Source organism: Paenibacillus xinjiangensis (assembly GCF_059686975.1).
This window is the reverse complement of the sequence record NZ_JCAALS010000003.1, coordinates 78,983-105,609: the sequence shown is the minus strand read 5'-3', so window position 1 is coordinate 105,609 and position 26,627 is coordinate 78,983. Positions and strand designations below refer to the sequence as shown.

Sequence of the window (26,627 nt, the reverse complement as noted above, 5' to 3'; positions counted from 1 at the left end):
TTACGAACTGTAAGGACTCTGCATAATGTCGCCTTCCGAATAACGGAAGCTGACACGCTGAATTGGATCTTTGACAAATCTCGTATATCTTCCGATCACAATTTTAATCCCGCCATAAACGGTATGACTGATGTCAACCTTGGCACGCTCGGTGTCCTCCAGCATCTTTTCAATTTCAAATATACGCTCTTTGGCCTCATCGATCTGAACAACGGTCAATCGCTTCGTTGCCCCCAGCTTCAGTCGAAGGGACATCTTCTCCTCAGATAGCTGTCCAGCTGCTGCTAGCTGATCAAGAATAGTAAGCGCCTTATCCGATTTATCCTGACTATCGTTATACTGTCTGAGCTTGATGCGGAGCTCCTGCAGCTCTGTACGAATCTCTGGCGTCACACCTACTTCAATAGAGGTTGAAGTTGACATGGTATTGCCAATGACACGCGCTGAGACCATCTCCGATGCTTGAATGACGCCTCCGACAATAAGTCCCTTTGCACCAGAACAGATAACATTCCGGCCAGCACGAACATTGGAATGCATGATGCTCTGAGATACCAATATATCCTCACCAGCAATAACGTTGCCTTCCTGGATAAACGAGCTTTTAACCGTTTTATTCGCCTTAACGAATCCCTTATTGCCTGCCATAATGCCTCCAGTGATTTCGATAGAACCGGCGGACTCCAGTTCAGCACCTTCTACACCGCCAATAATGCGGATATCTCCAGCTGCCTTCACTCGGAAACCGTTCAACACATTGCCCCGAATTACCACTGTCCCTACAAAATCAATATTGCCGATCTTATAATCTACATCGCCATTTACTTCATATACGGGGAACACGTTAATCTTCTCTTTATCCGTCAGCGTAATTAGACCGTCGATAGCAGAATACATCGCCGTCTGTTCGCCGTTCACCACAACATTCTTACCCACTTTGAATCTGGCTTGCTTGCCTAATTTAGCTGCAATCTCTTCTCCAGTAACCATTTTGCCCGCTATGCCATATTGAGCTTCAATACGCTCAGCAATTAATTGGCCGCGCTTCACATTTTTGAGCTTGGATACTTCTTTGAAATCAATTTTGCCATCTTCAAGCTCAGCAGGACGCTGATCTTTATCTTTCAGATCGTAGATCAGCTTAATAGCTCCATCTTTGCCTACAGTAGCAGAAAGGCCTACAGCTATTAAGGTTTGCTCTCTACAATAAGCAAGAGGGTTATTGCAGATCTCATGAATGACATCTTCGCGTAACCCCTGGTTAATACCTTTACTTCTAATGAAACGTTCTAATTGAGCAGGATTGCATTCAAACTCATCCGTGATGTGAATAAACGTTAGGAAGGCAGACAGCTTATCAGCTGATGTCTGTATTTGCAGGTAAGATTCTAATTGTTTGTCGTCCACCTTACTCCCTCCCTTCTAATGCTGCATTAGTTGATCTTTATGCTTAGCCAGAGCTCCTCTTAACCTTAGAATGGCTTTGGAATGGAGCTGGGAAATTCGCGATGGTGAGAGCGACATGACTTCCGCAATTTCACTTAACGAAAGCTCTTCATAATAGAATAGAGACACAACTGTCCGTTCCTTCTCAGTTAGCTTCTCTATGCCGCTTACTAAAGAATCCTTTAAATAGAATTCATGGACCTTATGATCCGGATTTTTGGCTCTTTCATCTACTAAAAGAGACAATCTGGTCTCCGAATCTTCTTCCCTGATCGGATCTTCTAATGAGCAAACCGTAGTAATCGCAATGTCATGCAGCATTGTCGTAAATTCTTTTTCACTAACATTCAAGTAATCACTAATCTCTGCATCAGTAACCGAACGCAAATATTGCTGTTCCAGCTTCTGATAAGCCTCTTCAACCTTTTTGGCCTTTTCACGTACGGACCTAGGCACCCAATCCCCTTGTCGCAAGCCATCAATAATAGCTCCGCGAATTCTCCAAGATGCGTATGTTTCGAACTGCAGCCCTCTTGCATAATCGAATTTCTCAATTGCATCAATAAGACCCATAACACCATTGCTCGCCAGATCGTCCTTGGATACGTTTTTAGGCAATCCAATCGCCATACGATTCGTTACATAATCAACTAAAGGCAGGTATTGCTCGATTAATCGTTTCTTTGCTTCCAGGTCGCCATCATCTTTCCATGCTTGCCACATCTCGATGTTAACAGTCGCGATCATCGACTCAACCTCCTGTCAGATGACGTACAGCTTTAGCTAGCTCTTCAGGATCTTTATTCTGAGCAGATACTAGCTGTGGTGGGTTTAAAGGCCGGAAATCCATATTTTCTTGCTTGGTAAGGTTCGTACTTGAACGAGTACCCTCCTCCAACTGATCTTTCAGCAGTTGGTTCAAATCTTCGCTTTCATCTGGTGTACGCAGATCAAGCTGCCCGCCCTTGCCTGCTTCCTGCTCCTCACCATCACTTGGGATGGCAGGCGGTCTTAATATAATCGTAAGAACCGCCCGCAGTACGAGAGCAATGATAACGAATGCGATAAAAGCATATACACTGCGCAGAAGCATGACGGTCAGCGGATTTTTTCCGAGTGAGAAAAGGACGGTCAATGCCGCTCCAGTAAGGCCTAAACCAACATTCCATCGCCAAGTTCCTATCATGCGGTCAAATCTCCTTTATGCCAAGCTGTACACTTCTTATCGTCAAAATGCCGTTCGTGCTGTCAAACTCAATCGTTCTGCCGTAATTTCCGCCCGTATCCTGACCGAACACAGGTATGGAATACCGATCCATCATCTCTAGACATGATTCAACATTACGCGGACCAATTCTCATCGAATCGGATTGTCCTGCAAAGGCGAACATTTGAGCCCCACCAGCCATTTTGGCAACCGCTCGCCGCATAACTGCACCAGCGGCAGTCATGCGGCTCATCAGCTCCGGTATAGCCGTATCCGCATACTTCGCTACATTGATCGTAGCCTCACGAGCTATTTCAGAGGTAGGCAGCATCACATGTGCCATTCCGGCAATTTTGGTAACCGGATCGAACAACGTTATACCTACACATGACCCGAGTCCTGTTGTCTTCAGAACCTTGCCGTCCATTGCTATATTCAGATCTGCCATACCAACTTTAATTATGTGGTCTTGAATCATCTGTAAGTACTCCTAATGCCTTGAAGATTTTATCGAAGGATTCAGGGTCAGGTATAAGGAAGAAATGGCCTTCCAAATCTTCTCGGTCCTCTAGAAACATTGTTTCAATGAGCAGAGCCGAATCCCCCATCTCTCCGTATTGCGCGAGGCCGTAGCTGAGAACCGCACCAGCCATATCAATAGCTACATAAGGTACAGATGGTTCCATTGGCAAGTGTGTGAAATCTGCCAGTGACGATATATAAGAGCCAGCTAATATATTGCCAATCTCGCAAAGCGCGGACATTTCCATCTCGGAATATTCGCAGTCTTCCTCATCTTCATTAGATAGAGAGAGCAATTGGCCTAGCAGCCGCTTGGCCGATTGCTGTTGAATAATGAAAAACATATTGCCAGGTGCTTCCCCTTCGAAACGAAGGAATATCGCAATGACAACCTGCTCTGAGCCACCTACGCGATCAGCTATCTCGTCGAACGGCAGCAGACTCACCTTAGGCACTGCCATATCGACGGGCTTGTCCAACAGTCTTGATAACGCTGTTGCAGCATTACCCGCACCGATGTTGCCGACCTCTCTTAGTACATCCAGCTCGAATGCTTTGAATCGATTGAATGAACTCACGCTTAGACCTCTAACTGCTCTAGCTGAATGAGCTCATTCTTGTTCAGAACCTCAGATAAATTCAGCATGATTAGCAGTCTCTCTTCGCCCAGACGTGCAATTCCGCGTAAGTATTTGGCTTTGACACCGCCAACGATTTCAGGAGGTGAGTCAATCGTGTCTGTATCGATATCAATAACATCATTAGCAGAATCTACGATGAAGCCTACTTCCATATCACCAGCAGCTACAACAATAATACGAGAGTTCTCGGTAGCGGCTGTTTCGCTAAGGCCAAATCTTCCACGAAGGTCAATAACAGGTACGACAATGCCGCGCAGGTTAATGACACCTTTAATGAAGGAAGGCGTCTTAGGCACCCGTGTTATCGGTGACAAACGTTCTATCGTACGTACTTTGTCTACTTCAATCCCGTACTCTTCGTTTGCAAGCGCAAATACTATAACTTTTAATTCTTCTCCCATCGTGAAAACCTCCCTATTTAATTAATGCGTTCGGATCAATAATCAAAGCAACTTGACCATCACCCAGAATAGTAGCTCCCGATACCGCCTGTATATTCGTTAAATACTTACCTAATGTCTTCAGAACGATCTCGCTTTGTCCGATAAACTCTTCTACCGTAACTGCGGCCCACTTATCTCCCTTGCGAACGACAACAATCTCAGTTTCCGTCTCTTCGCTATCATTGAAATCAGGAGAGTCAAGCACACGGCTAAGCGATACTAGAGGAATAATCGAATTACGGAATTCAATCATCTGATTGCCATGAACATTCAGTATTTTGTCTCTACGGATAATGCCTGTCTCCACAATGGAAGACAATGGAATGGCATATTTCTCTGAGCCTAGCTTAATTAACATCGCTGAAATAATAGAGAGTGTTAACGGAAGCTGGACAGAGAATTTCGTTCCTTTTCCTTCAACCGACTCAACCGTTACATTACCACCGAGTGATGTAATCTTCGTCTTCACCACATCAAGTCCAACTCCCCTGCCGGAGATATCAGAAATCTTGTCTGCTGTACTGAAGCCTGCTGCGAAGATCAGCATATTAATCTCATCATCGGATAGGTTCTTCGCCTGGTCCTCGCTGACAACACCATTCTTGATTGCTGTCTTCAGCACTTTCTCACGGTTGATGCCTTTACCATCTTCTTCCACTTCGATAAACACATGGTTCCCACTGTGATAAGCACGCAGGTTAATAGTTCCTGTCTCTGACTTCCCAGCAGCTACACGTTCACTAATTGTTTCGATGCCATGGTCAACCGAGTTCCGCAGCAAGTGAACGAGAGGATCGCCAATCTCGTCAATGACTGTACGATCAAGTTCAGTCTCTGCTCCAGTAATAACTAGATCAATCTTTTTATCAAGAGATTTCGCAAGATCTCGAATCATCCTTGGGAAACGGTTAAATACGGAATCTACCGGGACCATTCTCAGCTTCAGTACGATGCTCTGCAAATCAGAGCTAACACGTGTCATATGCTCGATGGTTTCTGTTAGATCACTCCGCTTAATTTCCGAAGACAGCTGTTCTAGTCTGACTCTGTCAATAAGCAGCTCACTGAATAAATTCATCAGTGTATCCAGACGTTCAATATCGACGCGTATCGTTTTATTCATAGCAGCAGGAGCTGATTGTGCAGCAGGGGCAGCCGTTCTAGGGGCAGAGCTTCCTGCTTTTACCTCTTCTACTCCTTTTGCCTTCTCTGCTTGTACCGGCTCTTCCGCAACTACTGAAGCAGCCACTTCCTGTTGAGCGGTATTCAGCAGAGTTAGTGATTCTTCATCCAAAAGGGTAACAGAGGCAGATTCGATCTCAGAGATTGCAGTTATCTGCTCTCTAAGCTCATCCTCCGATAATCTGGAAATTGTAAATACGATAAAGGAACGGTCGAATTTCTCCTGCTCCAGATCTTGAACGGAAGGCTCAGATTTAACGATTTCTCCTGCAGCTTCCAGTAGATTGAAGACCATGTAAGCACGAGCTGCTTTTAATACACAATCCTCATTAACTGTTACCTGAATGTGGTAGGCTCTATGCCCGCTCTCTATCGATTGCATCAAAATGGAGGTTTGGAACTCGTCCAATAGCAAGCTGCCAGAGCTAGGGACAGCTGCTTGGCTCGTGGTTGAAGAAGTGCCAGCAGACTGCGAGTCAGAGGTTTCCTTTTTATAGTCCCCTTTGAAAATAGCTTGTAGGGAAGCAACGATAGTTGTCACATCAGCCTTACCAGTTCCGCCATTAATAATGTCTTGAACCATCGCTTCCAGAGCATCCAGTCCTTTGAACAGCGTATCGAATATAAAACTGTCCATTTGAAGCTTACTGTTGCGTACCAGATCGAGCACATTTTCCATCTCATGGGTTAGTGAAGCAAGGTCCTCATAGCCCATCGTAGCTGACATCCCTTTGAGCGTATGCGCGGAACGAAAGATAGATTGGACGATTGATAGGTCTTCCGGAGCACTTTCCAGAAGCAATAAATTTTCATTTAACGATTGCAGGTGATCATTGGACTCGTCGATAAACATCGACAGATAGGCGTTCATATCCATTTTGTTGCACCTCCTGTTAGGACTTTTGGCTTGTATAGTATTAACTCATTATCACGGTTTGCAGCTTGGCTGCAATGCTGTGTAGTGGCAGCACTGCTGTTACCGAACCACCTTCCACCGCTGTACGCGGCATGCCATAGACAACGCATGTTTCTTCTGCTTCGGCGATTGCTGTTTCTGCGCCGCTCTGTACTAATAGCTTTAACCCCTTCGCCCCATCGCTCCCCATTCCAGTCATAACGACTGCATGGCGTTTAAGCTCTTTGAAAGGAATTAAAGATTCGAACAACACGTCTACTGAAGGACGATGTCCGTTCCGGGGAGGCTGCTGTGTTAAGTGAATGTAATAACCAGTATGGTCTTTAGCCATCTCCATGTGGAATCCTCCTGGGGCGATGTAGACATAACCGGCTTGCATTCGCTCTCCCTGTGAGGCTTCTATTACATTCAACGAGCTAAAACTGTCCAAACGCTGGGCTAGCGATTTCGTGAATTTAGGTGGCATATGCTGTACTACGAGTACAGGGGCCGTGAATCCCTCTGGTAAAGAACAGATAACCTCATGCAGAGCTCTAGGCCCACCTGTTGAAGTGCCTATTGCGATAACATGACGGAAAGCTCCCGATTTAACAGCCGTTTTGTCAGGTATCTTTTCTTTCGGTTCAGTGGAGTCGTAAGCTGTATGATCTGACTTGCGCTTAGTAGGTAATGGAGCTTCATACCGCTGCGCAGTCTCACGCAACAGATTCTTTGCTTGACTACTTGGCTCCTCAGCGTTAGATCCCTTATGGAGTCCAGTAGTACGTTCTCCCTGCTGTGAGTGCTTAAGCTCCGTCGAGCGAGTCTTCGTATTGCTAGGCTGTTGCTCTACTGACTTGTTCGATGTGGTGCTAGGTAAAGGCTTAATAGGTTTAACCGACTCTATTAGCTCTGTAACCGGAGTATAACGTTTCATTAGAACTGCGATTTTCAACTTCTCAAGGAGAAGCTCACCTACTTGGATGATATCATTAGAGACTGCGCTCGATGGCTTTCTAATGAAGTCAAAAGCACCATGCTGCAGAGCCTTAATCGTCTCTCTCGTGTTATCTTCACTAATCCCTGATAACATGATGATTGGAGTAGGGTTGTGCTTCATAATGTGCTGAAGCGCTTCAATACCATTCATCTGGGGCATTTCCAAATCTAGTGTTATCGCATCAGGCTTATATTTGTTTACTGCCTCGATTGCCTCTACACCGTTGCTTGCAGTTGCTACTATCGTAAATTGCGGATCTTTCACAATCAGATCACTGAATATTTTCCGCATAAAAGGTGAATCGTCAACAACTAGCACGCGATAAGGAGCCATTTTATTCCTCCTCATATTCAAAGGGTTATCTGGATAGTCTGAACATTTTATGTAAAAATCCTTTGACACCATCGCTTTTAGAAACCAGATCCGGCTGCTGCATATCCATGAATCGCCTAGCTATGTCCTCTACTGCTTTGCTGGCATCACTGCCAGGAAAAGCGACCGAGAACGGCACCTGACGCTTCACAGCTTTGACTACATTGGGATCTTCGGGCACGAAGCCCAGTGTCGGAAGCTCCGCTTGCAGGAAGCGTTCAGCAACCAAGCTGATTTTGTCAGCGGTTTGCTTCCCCTCTCGACGATCAGTAGCTCGATTCACGATCAGCTTGAACCGTGCATCGACGTCCATTGACTTCACCATTTTGATCAGTGCATATGCATCTGTAATGGAGGTAGGCTCAGGCGTCGTAACTACGATGGTTTCCTCTGCTGCGCTTATGAATTTCACGGTTTCCTTGGACAGGCCTGCTCCGGTATCGAACAATATGACATCATACATACCGTGAAGCTTGCCTACCTGCTCAGAGAACCATTCAAGCTGCTCCTCAGACAATTCAAGCAAATCCTTGAACCCCGAGCCTCCAGCGATAAAATGAAGACCGGCCGGCCCTTCCTGTACGATATCCCATATTGTCTTGTCCTGATTGAACAAATGATAGAGATGATAGGAGGATCTTATACCTAATAGAACATCAATATTTGCCATTCCAATATCTACGTCGAACACCAATACCTTTTTACCTAGTCTTTGAAGTGCTATCGCGAAGTTCAGACTGAAATTCGATTTACCTACTCCGCCCTTACCGCTAGTTACCGTTACGATCCGTGTTGTGCGTGACTGCTCTACTCCTTGCTTCTGCTTCACCAGGTTGCGCAGCGCTTCAGCTTGATCATTCATCGCCTGCTGCTCCTAATAAGTAGATCACATATTCTTCGACACGGAACCTTTCGATATCATCTGGTACAGTCTGGCCTCTAGCGACGAAGGTTGGCTTAAGCTTATAGATCATTGCAAGATTCAATATGGCGCCATACACTGCCGTTTCATCCATTTTGGTGAACAATACCTTTGCGACACCATATTTCACAAAATGGTTGGCTACAGCCATCATATCTATGGTTTTACCTGTCAAGCTGAGGACAAGCACTGTCTCGCTTGTATCATTCGATTGAAGCAAGCTGTTTACTTCCGATACGTTAAGCTCATTGCGGAAATTCCGGCCAGCTGTATCCATGTAGATCAGCTCTCGGTCCTCCAACTGCTTGAGAGCCTTCGGCAAATCCATTGGAGAGAATACAACCTCCATCGGAATGTTCAAGATATTGGCGTATGTTCTTAATTGATCCACCGCAGCTATCCGATACGTATCCGATGTAATAAAACCAACCTGCTTGGAGTACTTGATCGTCTGCTCGGCAGCTAGCTTCGCGATGGTCGTTGTTTTACCTACCCCTGTTGGTCCAACAAAATGTACAATTCGAGCATGCTCGCTAATGGTTTCATTCGAATATGGCTCCAGCCAATCAAGAAGCAGATCATGAGCAATGGACCACATATCGCGTTTACTGAAAGGTTCAGCCTGCTGAGCCTGACGTTCCTCGATTGCGGCAAGAAGCTGCTGTATCAGCTCTGAATCCACTTCCTGCTGGGCCAATCTGTCCTGCAATGCCCTCACAGCAGGTGAAAGCTCCTTATCAGCCCTATATGATGAAAGCTGCTGAATAGATTGCTTAATAACTCTAATCTCATCTAGCAAATCATCGTTAATTTGTTGAATCGGTTGCTTCTCAACGACAGGCGGTGGTTCCTTTACTGCTGTTGAGGAGCGCTGCACCGATTCATTAATCGCCGTCATCACTGCTTGGATGTCTACTTCTGGCTTAGCCGGCTGTGCCGGCGCTTGGCCTGACTCTATTGCAGCGATAACCTCCATTCTTTTCTTCTTAAACATACCCATAAATCCGCCGATTTTAATTTCTTTCGTATTTAGAATGACGGCATCCTTGCCTAGCTCACTTCTAATCATGGGCAGAGCCTCTGGAAGTGCATTAACGACATATCGCTTCACTCTCATAAGTTCACCACTCCTACACTTTGAACTTCAATGTTAGGCTCAAGCTCACTGTATGACAGCACCGGCACATCCTGCATCGTACGTTCAACAATTTGTCTCAGGTACATGCGAATAGTCGGAGAAGTGAGAACTATTGGCTGTTGCCCGGATTGAATCTGGCGAGTAACCTGCTCATTGAGCTTCTGATAAATTTGCTGGGTAGCAACAGGGTCAAGAGCGATGTAGCTGCCTTGATCTGATTGCTGCACAGATTCGGCAATCTTCTTCTCAAGTGAAGGACCAACTGTAATAACCTTAAGCGAATCTCCCGAAGAAGAGAATTGCTGCGTTATTTGCCTTGACAAGGCTTGACGCACATATTCTGTCAAAATATCCGGGTCCTTCGTATAATGGCCTTGATCAGCCAACGACTCGAATATCGTGACTAGATCTCGAATGGATACCTTCTCACGAAGCAGCTTAGCAAGCACCTTCTGCAAATCACCGATCGTTAATATAGAAGGAATTAGCTCATCAATAAGTGCTGGATAGGATTCTTTCACATTCTCAACAAGTGCCTTCGTTTCCTGACGTCCAATCAATTCATGTGCATGACGTTTAATAATTTCTGTTAAATGAGTCGCTACTACTGAAGGAGGATCTACAACGGTATAGCCAGAAAGCTCTGCCCTCTCCTTCATCTGCTCATCAATCCAGATAGCAGGCAATCCGAAGGCTGGCTCCATCGTTTCTATACCGATAACGGAGTCATCCTCGAAGCCAGGGCTCATTGCTAAATAATGATTAAGCAGCAGCTCGCCTCTTGCCACGGTATTCCCTTTAATTTTGATCACATATTCATTCGGTTTGAGTTGAATATTGTCTCGTATACGAATAACAGGAACGATTAGTCCTAGCTCAAGCGCACATTGCCGCCTAATCATAATAATCCGGTCTAATAAGTCCCCTCCCTGCGACGTATCCGCCAGCGGAATCAAGCCATAACCGAATTCGAATTCGATAGGGTCTACCTGCAGGAGCCCAATAACGCTCTCTGGACTTCGCACCTCCTCGATCTGCTGCTCCTCCACCAACATCACTTCTTGCTCGTGCTTCTTCTCCAGCGATTTCTGCATCCGCCAACCACCGTAAGCGAGCAATAAGGAGAATGGTAAAGTTCTTATTAAACCAATAGGTGTAAACACTCCGAGCAAAGCGATCGTTCCTGCAACTATGTATAACAACTTAGGATATTTGAAAAATTGTGAGGTTACATCATCTGCCAGATTACCATCTGATGCCGCTCTCGTAACAATAAGTCCTGCAGCCGTAGAGATAAGCAAGGCAGGAATTTGGCTGACTAGACCGTCCCCGATGGTAAGAATCGAGTAGGTTTCAAGTGATTCCATAAAGGGTAAGCCATGAATGGCCATCCCAATAATGAATCCGCCAATCAAGTTGATTAACAATATAATAATAGAGGCGATAGCGTCGCCTTTTACAAATTTACTCGCACCATCCATCGAGCCGTAGAAATCCGCCTCACGCTCAATTTTCGAGCGTCGTTCACGCGCTTGCTGTTCATTGATCAAGCCTGCATTCAAGTCCGCGTCGATACTCATCTGTTTACCAGGCATAGCGTCGAGTGTGAACCTCGCACCAACCTCAGCAACCCGCTCAGAGCCCTTCGTGATAACGATGAATTGAACAACGATTAGAATCAGGAAGACGATAAATCCAATGGCCATTTGACCACCGCCTACCCATCTACCGAACGTTTCAACCACTTGTCCAGCATGTGCATGAGCGAGAATGTTCCGTGTAGTCGATACATTCAATGCAAGTCGGAATAGTGTCGTTATGAGCAGAACCGCAGGGAAAATCGAGAAGTCGAGCGCTTCCTTCGTGTTCATGGCAATCAGCATAATCATCAAAGCGATAGAAATGTTGAGAATGAGCAGAATGTCCAACAATAAGGTAGGGATTGGGATTACCATCATGAGTACGATGCCGATGATCCCGATAAGAACAACAAGATCTTTAAGTTTCATGATGCTTCCTCCTCCCATTGAATTATGATGATTTGACTTTACCTTTTATTTTATACACATAGGCCAGAACCTCAGCCACTGCTTGGAACAGGTCAGCTGGAATCGAATCTCCAATCTCAGCCCGTTCATACAAAGCTCTAGCCAACGGCTTATTTTCCATCATTATAATGCCGTGTTCTTTGGCGACTTCTCTTATGCGCAGCGCCACATGATCCATACCTTTGCCTATAATCAGCGGAGCTTCCATCTTAGAGGCATCATATTGGAGCGCGATCGCAAAGTGAGTCGGGTTCGTAATAATGACATCAGCCTTCGGTATTTCCTGCATCATACGCTGCATGGCCATACTGCGCTGCTTCTGACGAATCCGCCCTTTGGTTAATGGATCGCCATCTGATTTCTTATGTTCATCTTTAATATCTTGCTTCGACATTCGAAGGCTCTTGGCATGCTCATACCGCTGGTACATGTAATCGGCAAAAGCAAGGACAACGAGAACAGCTCCAATCTCAATGCCTAGCTTGACGGTTATACTAGCTGCGAAGCTGAATATTTGCTCAAGCGATAAGCTCGAGAGCACCATTATGCGATCCCATTCACCCACAATAGCGCGATAGACTAGTATTGCTATTACCATAAGCTTGAATATACTTTTGAAAAACTCAACTAACGAACGCATTGAGAAAATTTGCTTGAAGCCATTTATAGGATTCAATTTACTGAATTTCATCTTCAGCGGTTCGCCAGTAAGTAAAAACCCAAATTGCATAACATTCCCTAATATCGCTACAATGACGGACACTGCAAATATCGGAGCCAATAAAAGCAACATATGTATCGTGATTTCATAAAAAAGCACTTTAAAATTGTCCGCCGTAACCTCCATGTTAAGCCAGCTCTCGAATAATTGACCGAATATGTCCATTATTTTTTGCTTATAATAGCCGCCCAGCATGGCAAATCCTGCAAAGGTGAATAAAAGGATAAATGCACTTGGCAAATCTGCTGACTTGGACACTTGGCCTTTCTGTCTCGATTCACCTTGTTTTTTGGGAGTTGCTTTTTCTGTTTTTTCTTGACTGAACAGCTGCAAATCCAGCTCTAAGCGGTACGTTCGCATAGATGCAGCCTCCTTATTGACTATCCGCTTGCTGGACAATGCCGAACAACTGCTCTAAGTTGTCGAACATGACTGCAAACAGCCGTTCAAACAAAGCGGAGAGGCTAGGCATTAACAAGAGAAGCACGAACATTCCGATAATAAGCTTAAGCGGTATCCCGATGACGAACACGTTATACTGGGGAGCTGTTTTTGCCAGAAAGCCCAAGCCGACATCCGTTAGAAACATGGCGATGGTGAGCGGCGCTGCAACTTGCAGAGCCAGAACGAATGTATGGGCGACGATTCGCGTTAGAAAGTCCGTAACGCTTCCATCATACAAACGGCTGAACAATTCATTCGATAGAGGCATCCAATTGTAGCTGTCCATGAGTCCTGACAACAAATAGTGATGACCGTTCATCGACAGAAAGATCATGATCATCAGCATGTATTTGAAGTTACCTAGCAATGGCGATGATGCTCCTGTTAATGGATCGATGATATTCGCCATGGCGAAACCAATCTGCAAGTCCATTAATGCCCCCGCCGTCTGAACGACAGTGAATCCGAGATACACGATAAAACCGATGAGAAGACCCATTAATACTTCCCGGAAAATTAACAGAATGTAATCGGCGTTGAGCGCAACTGTTTCATTAATACCGTACGTAAGAAAAACAATGAAAGATATAAAAAAACCCAAGCCAATCTTAAAGGTACTTGGCACGCCTTTCATGGAAAATAGCGGCGCTACGACGAAAAATGATGTTATTCGACAAAAGATCAACAAAAAAATAGGGAAACTTTCAACGATCTGATCCATGACTTCAACTCACAGCCCTATCCGATGTATTTATACAAATTATTCAGCAGATTGTAAGTGAAATCGATAATTGTATTAAGAATCCATGGTCCAAATACAATGATGGATACGAAAACCGCTACGATTTTGGGCACAAAAGCTAACGTCTGCTCTTGAATTTGTGTAGTCGCTTGAAAAATACTGACGATTAATCCTACAACTAGAGCGATAACGAGCATCGGCGCGCTGGCTTTCAATACCGTAAATAAGGCTTCTCCAGCCAATCCGATTATGAAATCAGCACTCACTGAACGTTCCTCCCTATCTGACTCACGTGTTGAAGCTCAATAATAATGATTTGACGATTAGATACCAGCCATCTACGAGAACGAACAATAGCAGCTTGAACGGCAGTGATATCATAACAGGAGGAAGCATCATCATCCCCATAGCCATCAATGTGCTGGCTACGATCATATCAATAACGAGAAACGGAATGAATATCATAAAGCCCATCTGAAACGCTGTCTTCAATTCACTAATCGCATAGGCAGGTACCAGTACAGTCAGCGGAATGTCCTCGAATGATGCAGGCTTTTCCGTCTTGGTATAATTCATGAACAACATTAGATCTTTTTCTCTCGTATGACTCGACATGAACTTCTTCATTGGAATCGCTGCTTGCTCGAATGCTTCCGTCTGCGTAATCTCACCTTTCAAATAAGGCTGAAGGGCTACTTCATTCACCTGTGAGAAGGTTGGTGCCATGACGAAAAAGGTTAGAAACAGTGCAAGTCCAATTAGCACCTGATTGGGAGGCATTTGTGCCGTTCCAAGTGAAGTCCGAACAAATCCGAGCACAATGACGATGCGAGTGAAGCTTGTCATTAACACTAGAATAGCTGGTGCTATGCTTATTACCGTTATTAATAGCAGGAGCGACAAGGCACTCGTTGCCGGTTCCTCACTGCCATCTCCTATGCTAATTTCTACATTGGGCAACGGCTCAGCGAATGCCTGTGACTGAAAGAGCATCGCTGTTAGCTGAACAGCGATAATTGCTATCCACCATTTATTTTTCATTGTCATCCATCAACCGTTCATTAGGTTTTGAGTCTTTTAGCAGCGATTCGATCTGTTGCTTCCGATCCGCTTGCCGATTCAAATTGTTGTTCAACATGCTTTGGAAAGAGGAAGATCCATTCCACTGCTCGTTGGTCGGCTCAGTCTCCTTACCCCGCTGCTGGAACTTCTTGATAAGATCCGTCAGTGTGCTTGGAGAAAACCCACCGCTTGTCTGCCTTTCAATCGCAGCTATAATCTCCTGCGCTTCTTCAGCATTCTCGATTTTATCGAGGAGCGTAACGTTCTCGCCCACTCCTACGATATATACGCGTCCTGCAAGCTCTACAACCTGCAAAGATTTGCTTTGTCCCAGTGCAATGCCTCCGAGCGAGCGAAGCGAACGATTCGTTCCCCAGGAACGGCTACGCTGGGACAAAAATTTAATGACTAAGACAATTAACCCGATAACTATAGCAAGAGACACGACCACCCATACTAGACTGCCAGCCAAATTATCCGATCCGGATATGGTTGGCTGTCCGCTGTCCGAGCCCAGATCATTCGCTGCGGCCAAGGCTGGACATAAGCTAAGTCCAATAATAGATAGAATCGCGAATCGCGAATGTCGTTTAAGCATCACAGAAACCGTTATCCGAGCGTTTTCTTAATTGCTTCGATAACACGGTCAGCTTGGAAAGGCTTAACGATGAAGTCTTTTGCTCCGGCTTGAATCGCATCAATGACCATCGCTTGCTGACCCATAGCTGAGCACATAATTACTTTTGCATTAGCATCAAGCTTCTTAATTTCTTTCAATGCAGATATTCCATCCATCTCAGGCATCGTAATATCCATTGTAATAAGATCAGGTTTCAGTTCCTTGTACTTCTCCACCGCTTGCGCACCATCTTGCGCTTCACCAACGACTTCGTAGCCGTTCTTGGATAAAATGTCGCGGATCATCATGCGCATGAAAGCTGCGTCGTCTACGATTAGAATGCGGTTTGCCATCTTTTTTTTCCTCCTAGGATGCTATTGTAATTTTTGAATTCGGTCCCATTGGCTTACGATATCAGTGACACGTACTCCGAAGTTCTCATCAATGACGACAACCTCGCCTTTGGCAATCAGCTTGTTGTTCACTAGAATGTCCACCGGTTCGCCTGCCAGCTTGTCCAGTTCAATAATCGAACCTTGTGACAATTCCAATATGTCCTTAATTTGCTTCTGGGTCCTTCCTAATTCTACGGTAACCTTAAGTGGTATGTCGAGCAGTAAATTGAGGTTTGTTTCCTCTGGTTGGATAAAAGGCGCATTACTGAAATTAGCAAATTGTACCGGCTGCACATTAATATTGCGGTTAGCAGCATGACCATATGTATTCGGACCAGGTGGTTGCATAGGTGCTTCGTAATATCCTGCTGGTGGTTGTTGTTGATACTGCTGATGCTGCTGGTACTGCCCCGGTGCTGCTGAATGCGCTTGTGCGGCCTCTTGGTTTACCGGCTGCTGCATAGCAGGCGCTGCTTGCTCTTGCACGACTGGAGCGCTCGGAGCGTTGACTGCAGCCGGTGCGCTTGCCTCTTCTTCGAATGATTCGCCCATTAGAGTGGCTACCATTTGTTTAGCGAATGCTACTGGCAGCAACTGCATAATCGTAGAATCAATCAGATCGCCGATCATCAAACGGAATGAAATTTTGATAAACACATCGACAGGCGGCAGCTGACCCATACCCTCTCCGCTATCTACATCAAGAATGTCGATACCTGGAGGAGAAATATTCACGAATCTGTTGAAAATGGTCGACATTGACGTCGCAGATGAGCCCATCATTTGGTTCATAGCTTCCTGCACGGCACTGATATGAATTTCATTCAGCTCCTGAAGCGTCACTTCGCCTTCTCCGCCCAGCATAAGGTCTGCAATGATTTGTGCATCCTTCGTACGGATAACTAGCGAATTGATGCCTTCAAAGCCGTCTACATACTGAACGCTTACTGCTACATGAGGTTTAGGAAATTCATTCGCAAGATCCTCACGTTTAATGAATGTAACTTCCGGAGTCGTAATATCAACTTTCTTACCTAGCAGAGTAGACAGCGCTGTTGCAGCACTACCGAACGTAATGTTACCAATCTCGCCCAGCGCATCTTGTTCAATTGAGGATAAGAAGTCCGATAGCTGAATCTCAGTTGTTGACGGCTCTTCCACAGTCACATCGCTTGAGGACTGACTTAATAACGCATCGATCTCCTCTTGCGATAAATAGTCTTTACTCGTCATATTCTTCCGCTCCTTCATTGACAACTTCATCGACTTGTATAGCTATACGATCTTTGATTGAGCCTGGACTGCCGATGAATTTCAATTTCTCTCCTACCTTGATCCGTAATCCTTCACCGATTGGCTTGTTCAACGAAATGACATCACCAACCGACAGCCCGAGAAATTCATTAATCGTAATATTCGATTCTCCAAGCTCAGCAACAATGGACAGCTTCGCTTTGTTAACCCGCTGTTCAAGCATCTCAACCTCTGCTGGTATCCGTTCCTTCTTCTGGGATACGAACCAGTGATGGGCGGATAGCCTTGGCATGATAGGCTCAATGACAACATGAGGAATACATAGATTAATCATACCCGTCGTATCCCCGATTTTGGTGCTCAGTGATATAAGAGCGATGGTTTCATTCGGCGATACGATTTGCATAAATTGCGGATTCGTCTCAAGCGTCTCCATCCGCGGCGAAATATCAATAATTGTTTTCCAGGCTTCTTGCAGACTTTCGAAGGTTCTGCTGAAAATACGCTCCATTACGATCGTTTCAATTTCTGTCAAATTATTGATTTTTGAAGGTGCTGTTCCTGGACCGCCAAGCAATCTATCCAGCATCGCATAGGCAACGTTCGGATGTACCTCCAGTACCATGCGCCCTTCAAGCGGCTCTGCTTCGAATACATTTAGAATCGTCATCTTAGGAATCGAACGAATAAACTCATCATAGGGGAGCTGTTCTACCTGGACGACATTGATCTGAACAAATGTGCGAAGCTGTGCTGAGAAATAGGTTGTCAAATATCGCGCGAAGTTTTCGTGAATGCGAGTCAAGCTTCTAATATGATCCTTCGAAAAACGTACAGCGCGCTTGAAATCATATATTCTTACTTTTTTTGTTACTTCTTCTTTTTTCAAATCATCTGCATCCATCTCACCAGATGACAAGGCGGCTAACAGCGCGTCTATCTCATTCTGCGATAAAACATCAACCAATTCTCTCACCCCCTTCAAGGAATGTCGGTTTTATGACTATATCCTCGCGATAACGATATTTGTAATCTCTACCTTGATCAGCTTCTTGCCTTCCGGCAGAATGGGGTTAATCAAATTGAGTAGATTGGATTCCAGCAAATCCTCACCCTTGGAGCCATTCAACTCCTCCGATGTCATATCTGCTACAACACGGTTAATTACTGGCTTAACTTCAATCTCCAGCAGCTTGTCGAATTCTTCTTTGGTCTTCTTGCTATCTAGTTGAAAAGCGAAGCTCACAACAACTACTTTGTCTGGATCCTTCAAATTACGTTTAAATCCATCAAGCACAGATGTCACTTCAACACGTTCATCAGCGGTTAGCTGCTTAACTTCAACTGGCTTATTAGCGGCCTCATTCCCTGTATCGCTCAAGAATGATTTGAACAAAATGATAGACACAATTGCAATTAAGGTAATTGCAAGCAAGGTTGTAACCAACCATGGCAACATCTTTTTCATCTTAAGGACCCTCCGTCTGTTCAATCTTCTGGGTCGCCGCGTAAACCCCGATTGTCCGAAGATAGCTTTGTATGCTTAGCAATAGCACTGAGGCATCTTCTGTCACGATGATTTTTTTGCCTGTAGTTAATGTAATGATGGTATCAGGCGTCTCTTCTATCAATTCGATTAGTAGAGCATTAATCATGACTTTGCTACCATTCAATCGAGTTACGGTAATCATAAGCTACCCCCTCACACATCAGGGGAGGGATTACCCTCCCACCGGTTATGAATTACTTATTATCGTTTCAAGTTAACGACTTCTTGCAGAATCTCATCGGAAGTCGTAATGATACGAGAATTCGCTTGGAATCCGCGCTGTGCAACGATCATCTCTGTAAATTCAGCAGTCAGATCGACGTTGGACATTTCGAGTTGACCGGAGATGATTGCTCCAGTACCAAGATCAGCATCATTAGCAGTAACGATCTCAAACTCACCGTCCGGGTTAGCATTTGCCGTAACTGCATATAAATTCCCACCCATTTTTTCAAGACCACTAGGATTGACAACCTTAACTACACCTAGTTGAGCGACTGCCTCCGTACCATCAGCCGTTACTCCTAATATTGATCCGTCTTGACCGATAGAGAACGAGGTCACCGCTTCATCTAACACGATTGGTGCGCCGCCATTATCAAGAACGAACAATCCTTCAGAGGTTACCAGCTGTCTGTTTGCATCAAGAGTGAAATTACCTGCACGTGTCAAATAGGTTGGCGCACCATCTGCTGTTGGTGATACAGCGAAGAATCCATCTCCATCAATACGAAGGTCAGTTGCTGTATTCGTCGTCATGGCACTGCCTGCTGTATGAATCGTATCTATTGAAGCAATAGATACGCCAAGACCGATTTGCTTCGCATTCACACCAGCTTGCTCACCATCTACAGAAGCTGTTACACCAGCGGTTGTCTGGCTCAATATATCGCTGAACATAACTCGTCCGCCCTTGAAACCAACGGTATTGACGTTCGCAATGTTATTGCCGATAACGTCCAGCTTCGTCTGAAACCCGCGCATACCTGATACCCCTGAGTACATGGATCTTATCATGTTACTTAACTCCTCCTAGATTATGATCGATTAGCTGCTTCAGTCGGTCGGCAGCTTGAGAGCCTCCTTAACGGTCCAGCTCTAGCTAATAATTACTGCACTGTCTATCTGTGTGAAAACATTGCTCTGCATTTGCTTACCATCCATGGCCGTAACAACTGTCCGACTAGGCACATTGACAATCATTGCGATATCCTTAAGTACGATTAACGAATCCACAGCGCCTTTCGATTCTGCTTCATCAACCGCATTAATAATCTTAGTAATAGATTCCGGTTGGAGCTGTATTCCACGCTGCTTCATACGAACCTCTGCATGCTGGCTGAACTTCAGAACTTTGGCATCCAACATATCTCGGAATTCTGATGATGGCTGTGATTTCGGCGATACCGTCTTAGAAGCACCAATAGGTGCGGTAGTAATAGGAAATAAATGACTGATTTTCACGCCTTCGTTCAAGGAGTATCAGTCCCTTCTGCTACCGTCTCCTCCGTTGTACCTTCTTCAGCTGTATCGGAATCCTCTTCAGCGCCATTAGTATCCGAAATGGTAACAATATCTTTCAGTGCTACTAGTGTATTGTCGCTGAACTTGGCATATAACGCACCCTCGCTGGACACGATCGAATCTACAACGTCTGAGATCAGATTCGTATTTCCTTGATCATCCAGCTCATACCAAGCCACAGTTTTACCAATCATACCCGATGCAGTACCCAGATTCTGGTTCAACACGGACAACTGCTCCGACATATTCATCAACTGCTCAACAGATGTGAACTGAGCCATCTGACTAATGAATTCTGCATTGTCCTGAGGCTGCAAGGGATCCTGATTCTTCAGTTGTGTAACTAGTAGTTGTAGGAATGCATCTTTACTAAGCGAAGTATTATCCGTTTTGGTAACTGCAGATTGTACGTTCGTCGCGCTGTAGTTGGGCCAAGTAACTTTAGATGTGACTGTTGCCATTTCACTCACCTCCGTTCTACTTCAGTACCGTATGACTATACATGAGCTAAGCAGTGACATTAACTGCTCGGCCATAACCAAGCTCTTGAGCTGCAATCTGTTCCACAACGTCGGATTGGAAGCTTCCGTCATCGTTCAGTCGCTCACCCTTGGATTTATTCTGATTAGAGAATGTCTGTTGTCCAGCACCTGGCTGTCCGCCCGAAAGCTGTGCAGCAGTCTGTCCATAAGTAACCTCTAGCTTATCGACAGATAATCCTTGAGCCTGCAGCGCTGCGCGAAGCTGTGCCATCTGACTATCCAGCATTTCTTTGGCGCCTGGCGTCTCGGTATTGAATACCGCTGTCAATTGTCCATTCTGCATCATAATGCGAACATCGACTTGTCCAAGCTGCTCAGGGAACAATTGAATCTTAGCCTCAGACACACCATTTAGTGAGCCTAGCTCAAACTTCTGAACAAATAGCCCAGTCATTGATTCTGCGAATTGATCTGCAAGAACGTAGGGCTGAAGGACAGCCTTGGATGTTGCATTCTGAGAAGCTGTGCGAATCAATTCATTAAAGACAGTTCCTGCTTGCTGCGGATGCGCAACCTCAACTCCATCAGCCGAAGCATTGTCTCCCGAAATCTCAGCCTCTGAATCTTCAACCGCTGCTACCAGCAATGAAGGATGCACGGATGCTTGAGTCAGTCGCTGCAATAGAGCCGCAACTGAAGCTGTCTGCTGTCCTCCGTTCGGAGCAGGAATAAATTCAACCGACTGCTTGGTCTGCTCACTAGCTTTTGTAACGTTAGTCTCTTCCTGCTGCTGTTGAAGCACCTGCTGCAGTGCAATCAATTGCTGATTGATAAGACGAGTAGGGTCTTGCTGTTGTACACGCTTCAGAGAGCCTTCCTGTACCAGCGTCATTAATTGGAACAAGGAATCCTGCAAGCTATTGTTTACCACAGTCAATGGTTGTTCAGCTTGTTCAGCGAGTTCAGCAGTTGCCTCTCCTTGCACATTCATCATGTTGTTAACGACGGACTGCGAAGGAACAGCTGGTGCACCCAGAAGGGCTAGTAACGCGTTAATCTGATCCAACATTGCCTCTAGCTCAGATAGCTTTGATTCATCTTCACTGCCATCTGAATTTTCATTCATTTCTTGAAGCTGGCCGATTAACTCATCGATGATACTGATTAGATCAGCTGCTGCTTCCGTATCCAAGATAGCTGCCGCATCAGTAGGAATGACTTGACTTAGCGTAGCTGCAGACGCACTGCTCTGATTAGTTGTAGAAGTAACAGCGGCACCTTGCCCTTGTATTTGATAGACAAGTGTTTGTTGGAAGCCTGTTCCACCACCCGCAGCGGGTTGTACATTGCCCGTCGGAATGGAAGCTTTGGGACTTGCTGATGCTACCGGAATTGACATATCCATATTTTCACCTCCTCCCTAATTGAAGCTACAGGATGCTCTATAAAGATGCGTCTACCTCTTAACTTCCGGTCATCAGCTTCGACACCAGCTGTGCAGTAATCTTGTCGTTAATAGCAGACATCTCTGCAACGATGCTTGATCTTGTCTGATCATTAACTGCATTCAATATTCGAAGCACTTTACTTGGGCTGATATCTGCCATCGTAATAAGAAGCTCCCCAGCACTCTTAGCATCCATCGCCGCGAAAGTCGCGCTAAGCTGATCTGTATCCAGCGAAGAGGAAGGCTGTTGCACTTGAGCAGGCTGTGCTTTTTTCAATTGTGCTTGCAGTGCGGCAATCTGTCTGTCTTTAACCGATACCGTATCTTTCAGCATCATCGTAGCATCAGCCGCCGTCTGTGGGTTCATCTTCTCAAGCACTCGAACCCGATCATCTGTACGCATTGCGTCCAATACTAGAACCATTTCTTCAAGCGACATACTCTCTAGAATTGGTGCTGCCTTACTTGGCGTAATTTTCCCATACATGCTAGCCAGATCTTGTATTTTGGCCTGATATGCCTCATCTTCCAACGCTTTTTCGCTGGTAGAGACATTCAACTGCTCAATTTCAGCCTCCAGCCCTTCAATCTCTTGCTCCTGCGCTGTTTTCAATTGAACCGTTTCTGCCAATTCTCTTTCCTTATCGGACAGCTGAGTTTGTAGATCCTCAATTTTACGAGTCATGTTGGCTGATTTGATAGCTTCATCGTTAGATTCGCCAGTCACAGGCTTAGCATCCGGCAAAATATTATTTAGCACCGGTATCTTATTCCCGATCTCAAGCGCTTTGTTGCGCATATCAGTATCCAGCAATATGTATAAAGCTCCCAGCAACACGATTGTAAACAAGATCGGTGTCATCACAAACATTAGTCTTTCTAAGCCGCTGTAGCCCTGCTTCTCCATATCTGTATCCGCCAATTCATTCACTCCTTCTAGCCTAGCGCTGCCGCACAGTTACGTCGCTGTTTGCTTGAAACGGACTGTAGCCATCTCATCCAGCTCGTTCTGCTCTTTTAGCTGCATCGCATACCGGAACCGTTCTCCTGCATGATCCTTCGCTTTCATCCATACCTTCTCGTCTTTCATCTTATCTGCCAGTCTGGTCCGGTTATGATCGACAACCACCTGTGCCTTCTTGACATCTACGAGTTTATTCCCAATACAATCATCCAGATAGTTCAGATAGCTTTGAACTTGCTGTATTTCCGATAGTGCAACCGTGGTTTGGTAAGCCTCTTGCAGCTTAACCTCCCACTGTGATCTCCTTTCGCGCAGCTGCTCCAGATTAAGCTCTTCAGTCTGTAGAGCACCTATCGCCGATGAGAGCAGCCACTCTGCTTGGGTCTTTTCACTCGTCTTCAGATCGACAATTTTTTGGTATGAGTAACGAAAGGCTACCATCTATCGGTTCATCTCCTGTGAAAATCATTCATTAATTGCTCTTGTGCTTCTAGCAAGCTAACCTTCTCATTCGTCTTCTGTCTCGTAAACTGATTAATAAGATCGATATATTCCATCGCCAAATCAATTTCTTCATTAGAACCTCGTTGGTACGCCCCAATATTGATAAGGTCTTCCGAATCTTTATATATAGACAGTAGGCGCTTCAATTGATTGGCAGCATCCTGTTGATCCTCAGACACAATTTCCTTCATAACCCGGCTTATAGAAGCCAGAACATCAATAGCTGGAAAATGTCCTTTGTGCGCCAAATGTCGGCTTAATACGATATGTCCGTCTAATATTCCACGAACAGCATCAGCGATCGGTTCATTCATATCATCGCCATCTACGAGTACCGTGTAGAACGCTGTAATTGAGCCTGTTGGGCCGGTACCTGCTCGTTCAAGCAGCTTCGGTAGATTAGCAAACACGGAAGGTGTATAGCCTCGTGTTGCAGGAGGCTCGCCAATGGCTAGTCCTACTTCACGTTGAGCCATTGCATAACGTGTTACAGAGTCCATCATAAGCATGACATTTAATCCACGGTCCCTGAAATATTCAGCAATTGAAGTGGCGATTAACGCACCTTTAATCCGAATAAGCGCAGGTTGATCGGAAGTAGCGACAATAACTACCGAACGTGCAAGACCTTCTGGACCTAGATCCTTCTCGATGAACTCCAGAACCTCACGTCCGCGCTCGCCGATTAAGGCAATGACATTCACATCAGCAGAAGTGTTACGTGCGATCATGCCCAGCAATGTACTCTTGCCGACACCTGAACCAGCAAATATACCAACACGCTGACCTTGGCCGACTGTAATCAGACCATCTATTGCACGAACTCCAATCCCTAGTGGTTCAACGACCCTTGGACGGTTAAGCGGATTGCTCGGCTCATTATGCGTAGAATAATGCTGCATTCGGCTCGGAAGAAACGATCCGTCAAGCGGCTGCCCGAGACCATCAAGAACTTTCCCTAACAGCTCTGATCCTACTTGTACCGTTAATGGCTTGCCAGTCCCAACAACATCACAACCAGGACTAATAGAATGAAGATCGCCCAGCGGCATTAGAATAACTTTGTTATCTCGAAAGCCCACGACTTCCGCTTTGATCGGCTTGGCTCCTTTTGCAGAGTAGATATAGCATAAATCACCAATACTTGCATCCGGTCCTTCCGATTCAACAGTAAGTCCAATAACCTGTGTAACCTTGCCATTCACTCGTACGGGGTCAATGGGTCCCAGATGCTCAACATATTTGCTTGCGTCGAGTTTAATACCGCTCATCTGACTGACCTCGCTCTTCGCTGTTCTGAAGCGCTATTTGAATGAGCTCACGCTTAATTTCAGACAGCTGTGTGTCGATCCGAGCATCGATACTGCCGAATGAAGAACGAATAACACAGCCGTAATCCTTCACCGTTGAATCTGGTAGAATCTGCAGCTCAGCTTGGGAATCGATGACTAGATTCAACTCTTCTCTAGCTGCTTGTACGAAGGATAGCTGTCCTGGCGAGACGCAGAGAGTTATAACACCTTGCTCTCGTCTTCTTGACAAAGACTTGCGAATGAGCTCAAGTGATAGCTCTGGTGCGGCCTCCATCTGCTCACCGATTACTTTCTCTGCAATTGCGCAACTTAGCTCGACTAGAAATGGTTCGGCCTCTTGAATAATTTGCTCCCGCATTTCATAGGCAGTCTTCAATATGGCATTCGCTTCAGCTAATCGCTGCTCCCAATCTTGCTCAGCCTTAGCAGCTGCTGCAATTCCGCCTTCGGAGAATCCAAGAGCGTACCCGGCTTCACGTGATGCTTCAGAAGCTGCTTCATCCTGCAATCGCTTCTCGAGCCACCATGCTTCAATCTGAGCTTCCGCATCTGCAAGCATTTGTTCACATTGCTGACCAGCCTCTTGTATGCGTTCCTCAGCGAATGTCTGCGCGTCGGTAATAATCTGGTCTTTAAGTGATATTGTTTCTTGATCTGGGAGTAATTCTGAAGATTCCTCAGCATTCTCACTCTCAGCTTCAGCAGCTTTATATTTATCCATCCAATACAATTGCTTTAATTGATCAAGAGCGATAACACTGGAAGATTTAATCAAATTAGACAATGATGTCATCTCCTCCGCCACGAGCAATTATGATTTCACCGGACTCTTCTAACCTGCGGATCGTAGCCACGATACGGGTTTGAGCTTCCTCGACATCACGCAGCCGGACAGGACCCATGAATTCCATTTCTTCTTTGAACGATTCTGCCATTCGTTTGGACATATTGCGGAAAATCGCTTCGCGAACCTCTTCGCTTGCCACCTTGAGCGCAAGCTGTAGATCGGCGTTCTCGATATCGCGAATAATACGCTGGATTGAACGGTTGTCGATGTTGACAATATCCTCGAACACGAACATACGCTTCTTGATTTCTTCTGCCAGCTCTGGATCTTGAATCTCGAGAGCGTCGAGAATCGTCCGTTCTGTTCCACGGTCAACGCCGTTCAGAATTTGAACGATGGAATCAATACCGCCTGCATTCGTATAATCCTGTGTAACCGTTGCCGAGAGCTTCTGCTCGAGTACCCGCTCAACCTGACCAATTACTTCAGGAGAAGTGCTGTCCATCAAGGCAATTCTGCGCGCAACATCGGCTTGTTTCTCTTGCGGCAGCGACGATAGGATATGAGAGGATTGATCCGATTGCAGATACGATAGCACGAGTGCGATCGTCTGCGAATTCTCATTTTGTATAAAGTTTAGAATTTGCATAGGCTCAGCTTTGCGAGCGAAGTCGAAAGGCCTAACTTGAAGCGTTGCTGTAAGCCGGTTAATAACTTCGACTGCCTTTTGCTCACCCAGTGCTTTCTCGAGTATTTCTTTGGCATAGTTAATGCCGCCTTGTGAGATATACTCTTGCGCCATACAGATTTGATGAAAGTCGCTAAGAATGGACTCTCTCTCTCCACTGTCAACTTTGCGCACATTTGCGATCTCAAGAGTCAATTGTTCAATTTCCTCTTCTCTCAAATGTTTAAAGATTTGAGCAGAAACCTCTGGTCCTAAAGTGATGAGTAGGATAGCTGCCTTTTGACGGCCTGTTAATCCCTGCATTGACTTTGCCATT

At 45.5% G+C, this 26,627-nt stretch carries 30 protein-coding genes; all 30 read right to left on the bottom strand.

The features are described from left to right. Nucleotides 1-1,407, bottom strand: a complete 1,407-nt coding sequence (locus tag AC6ESP_RS04480; RefSeq protein ID WP_497095485.1) for a flagellar assembly protein A — start codon at nt 1,405-1,407, stop codon at nt 1-3. A gap of 15 nt (nt 1,408-1,422) precedes the next feature. Continuing rightward, nucleotides 1,423-2,193, bottom strand: coding sequence for a FliA/WhiG family RNA polymerase sigma factor (locus tag AC6ESP_RS04475; RefSeq protein WP_497095484.1), 771 nt, complete (start codon nt 2,191-2,193; stop codon nt 1,423-1,425). A 4-nt stretch (nt 2,194-2,197) separates the two neighbouring features. Beyond that, nucleotides 2,198-2,632: a hypothetical protein gene (locus tag AC6ESP_RS04470; protein WP_497095483.1), complete on the bottom strand. Its 435-nt coding sequence runs from the start codon at nt 2,630-2,632 to the stop codon at nt 2,198-2,200. Between the two features lie 4 nt (nt 2,633-2,636). Next, the gene (locus tag AC6ESP_RS04465) at nt 2,637-3,131 is read right to left on the bottom strand and encodes a chemotaxis protein CheD (RefSeq protein ID WP_497095482.1); all 495 of its coding nucleotides are present in this window, start codon (nt 3,129-3,131) and stop codon (nt 2,637-2,639) included. Beyond that, complete coding sequence (locus tag AC6ESP_RS04460) at nt 3,109-3,753, bottom strand: chemotaxis protein CheC (protein WP_497095481.1); 645 nt, start codon at nt 3,751-3,753, stop codon at nt 3,109-3,111. Before AC6ESP_RS04460 ends, AC6ESP_RS04465 begins: the two co-directional genes overlap by 23 nt. A gap of 2 nt (nt 3,754-3,755) precedes the next feature. Further along, nucleotides 3,756-4,217, bottom strand: a complete 462-nt coding sequence (locus AC6ESP_RS04455; protein WP_497095480.1) for a chemotaxis protein CheW — start codon at nt 4,215-4,217, stop codon at nt 3,756-3,758. A gap of 13 nt (nt 4,218-4,230) precedes the next feature. Continuing rightward, nucleotides 4,231-6,318 carry a chemotaxis protein CheW gene (locus tag AC6ESP_RS04450; protein ID WP_497095479.1) on the bottom strand — a complete coding sequence of 696 codons (2,088 nt, stop codon included), beginning with the start codon at nt 6,316-6,318 and terminating at the stop codon, nt 4,231-4,233. A 40-nt stretch (nt 6,319-6,358) separates the two neighbouring features. Continuing rightward, entirely contained in the window at nt 6,359-7,669 is a 1,311-nt protein-coding gene (locus AC6ESP_RS04445; protein ID WP_497095478.1) for a protein-glutamate methylesterase/protein-glutamine glutaminase, read from the bottom strand. A gap of 25 nt (nt 7,670-7,694) precedes the next feature. Next, the gene (locus AC6ESP_RS04440; protein ID WP_497095477.1) at nt 7,695-8,570 is read right to left on the bottom strand and encodes a MinD/ParA family protein; all 876 of its coding nucleotides are present in this window, start codon (nt 8,568-8,570) and stop codon (nt 7,695-7,697) included. Further along, nucleotides 8,563-9,747 (bottom strand): flagellar biosynthesis GTPase FlhF, encoded by a 1,185-nt coding sequence (gene flhF / locus AC6ESP_RS04435; RefSeq protein WP_497095476.1) that lies wholly within the window; start codon nt 9,745-9,747, stop codon nt 8,563-8,565. Before flhF ends, AC6ESP_RS04440 begins: the two co-directional genes overlap by 8 nt. Beyond that, complete coding sequence (gene flhA / locus AC6ESP_RS04430; RefSeq protein ID WP_497095475.1) at nt 9,744-11,777, bottom strand: flagellar biosynthesis protein FlhA; 2,034 nt, start codon at nt 11,775-11,777, stop codon at nt 9,744-9,746. Before flhA ends, flhF begins: the two co-directional genes overlap by 4 nt. 22 nt (nt 11,778-11,799) lie before the next feature. Further along, nucleotides 11,800-12,897: a flagellar biosynthesis protein FlhB gene (flhB, locus tag AC6ESP_RS04425; RefSeq protein WP_497095474.1), complete on the bottom strand. Its 1,098-nt coding sequence runs from the start codon at nt 12,895-12,897 to the stop codon at nt 11,800-11,802. A 13-nt stretch (nt 12,898-12,910) separates the two neighbouring features. Further along, nucleotides 12,911-13,702 carry a flagellar biosynthetic protein FliR gene (gene fliR / locus AC6ESP_RS04420; RefSeq protein ID WP_497095473.1) on the bottom strand — a complete coding sequence of 264 codons (792 nt, stop codon included), beginning with the start codon at nt 13,700-13,702 and terminating at the stop codon, nt 12,911-12,913. A gap of 17 nt (nt 13,703-13,719) precedes the next feature. Continuing rightward, nucleotides 13,720-13,989 (bottom strand): flagellar biosynthesis protein FliQ, encoded by a 270-nt coding sequence (gene fliQ, locus AC6ESP_RS04415; RefSeq protein ID WP_497095472.1) that lies wholly within the window; start codon nt 13,987-13,989, stop codon nt 13,720-13,722. 22 nt (nt 13,990-14,011) lie between these two features. Next, nucleotides 14,012-14,716 (bottom strand): flagellar type III secretion system pore protein FliP, encoded by a 705-nt coding sequence (fliP, locus tag AC6ESP_RS04410; protein ID WP_497095621.1) that lies wholly within the window; start codon nt 14,714-14,716, stop codon nt 14,012-14,014. A 37-nt stretch (nt 14,717-14,753) separates the two neighbouring features. After that, nucleotides 14,754-15,383 (bottom strand): flagellar biosynthetic protein FliO, encoded by a 630-nt coding sequence (locus AC6ESP_RS04405; protein ID WP_497095620.1) that lies wholly within the window; start codon nt 15,381-15,383, stop codon nt 14,754-14,756. Between the two features lie 11 nt (nt 15,384-15,394). Next, nucleotides 15,395-15,757, bottom strand: coding sequence for a response regulator (locus AC6ESP_RS04400; RefSeq protein ID WP_497095471.1), 363 nt, complete (start codon nt 15,755-15,757; stop codon nt 15,395-15,397). Nucleotides 15,758-15,778: 21 nt separating this feature from the next. Continuing rightward, nucleotides 15,779-17,032: a flagellar motor switch phosphatase FliY gene (gene fliY, locus AC6ESP_RS04395; RefSeq protein WP_497095470.1), complete on the bottom strand. Its 1,254-nt coding sequence runs from the start codon at nt 17,030-17,032 to the stop codon at nt 15,779-15,781. Continuing rightward, a complete protein-coding gene (fliM, locus tag AC6ESP_RS04390) occupies nt 17,022-18,020 on the bottom strand; it encodes a flagellar motor switch protein FliM (RefSeq protein WP_497095469.1) in 999 nt (332 codons plus the stop codon). Before fliM ends, fliY begins: the two co-directional genes overlap by 11 nt. Nucleotides 18,021-18,056: 36 nt before the next feature. Continuing rightward, nucleotides 18,057-18,521 carry a flagellar basal body-associated FliL family protein gene (locus tag AC6ESP_RS04385; RefSeq protein ID WP_497095468.1) on the bottom strand — a complete coding sequence of 155 codons (465 nt, stop codon included), beginning with the start codon at nt 18,519-18,521 and terminating at the stop codon, nt 18,057-18,059. 1 nt (nt 18,522) lies between these two features. Next, entirely contained in the window at nt 18,523-18,744 is a 222-nt protein-coding gene (locus tag AC6ESP_RS04380; RefSeq protein WP_497095467.1) for a flagellar FlbD family protein, read from the bottom strand. Nucleotides 18,745-18,803: 59 nt separating this feature from the next. Continuing rightward, nucleotides 18,804-19,619 carry a flagellar hook-basal body complex protein gene (locus tag AC6ESP_RS04375; protein ID WP_497095466.1) on the bottom strand — a complete coding sequence of 272 codons (816 nt, stop codon included), beginning with the start codon at nt 19,617-19,619 and terminating at the stop codon, nt 18,804-18,806. A gap of 81 nt (nt 19,620-19,700) precedes the next feature. Further along, nucleotides 19,701-20,066 carry a TIGR02530 family flagellar biosynthesis protein gene (locus tag AC6ESP_RS04370; RefSeq protein WP_497095465.1) on the bottom strand — a complete coding sequence of 122 codons (366 nt, stop codon included), beginning with the start codon at nt 20,064-20,066 and terminating at the stop codon, nt 19,701-19,703. Between the two features lie 8 nt (nt 20,067-20,074). Next, on the bottom strand, nt 20,075-20,587 hold the full coding sequence (locus AC6ESP_RS04365; RefSeq protein ID WP_497095464.1) for a flagellar hook capping FlgD N-terminal domain-containing protein: 513 nt from the start codon (nt 20,585-20,587) through the stop codon (nt 20,075-20,077). A gap of 46 nt (nt 20,588-20,633) precedes the next feature. Continuing rightward, nucleotides 20,634-22,013, bottom strand: a complete 1,380-nt coding sequence (locus tag AC6ESP_RS04360; RefSeq protein ID WP_497095463.1) for a flagellar hook-length control protein FliK — start codon at nt 22,011-22,013, stop codon at nt 20,634-20,636. Between the two features lie 58 nt (nt 22,014-22,071). Then, the gene (locus tag AC6ESP_RS04355; RefSeq protein ID WP_497095462.1) at nt 22,072-22,986 is read right to left on the bottom strand and encodes a MotE family protein; all 915 of its coding nucleotides are present in this window, start codon (nt 22,984-22,986) and stop codon (nt 22,072-22,074) included. A 27-nt stretch (nt 22,987-23,013) separates the two neighbouring features. Then, nucleotides 23,014-23,460, bottom strand: coding sequence for a flagellar export protein FliJ (gene fliJ, locus AC6ESP_RS04350; protein ID WP_497095461.1), 447 nt, complete (start codon nt 23,458-23,460; stop codon nt 23,014-23,016). A gap of 8 nt (nt 23,461-23,468) precedes the next feature. After that, entirely contained in the window at nt 23,469-24,794 is a 1,326-nt protein-coding gene (gene fliI, locus AC6ESP_RS04345; RefSeq protein WP_497095460.1) for a flagellar protein export ATPase FliI, read from the bottom strand. Beyond that, nucleotides 24,781-25,629, bottom strand: a complete 849-nt coding sequence (locus AC6ESP_RS04340; RefSeq protein ID WP_497095459.1) for a FliH/SctL family protein — start codon at nt 25,627-25,629, stop codon at nt 24,781-24,783. Before AC6ESP_RS04340 ends, fliI begins: the two co-directional genes overlap by 14 nt. Beyond that, nucleotides 25,613-26,626, bottom strand: coding sequence for a flagellar motor switch protein FliG (gene fliG, locus AC6ESP_RS04335; RefSeq protein ID WP_497095458.1), 1,014 nt, complete (start codon nt 26,624-26,626; stop codon nt 25,613-25,615). Before fliG ends, AC6ESP_RS04340 begins: the two co-directional genes overlap by 17 nt. Nucleotide 26,627 lies beyond the last annotated feature (1 nt).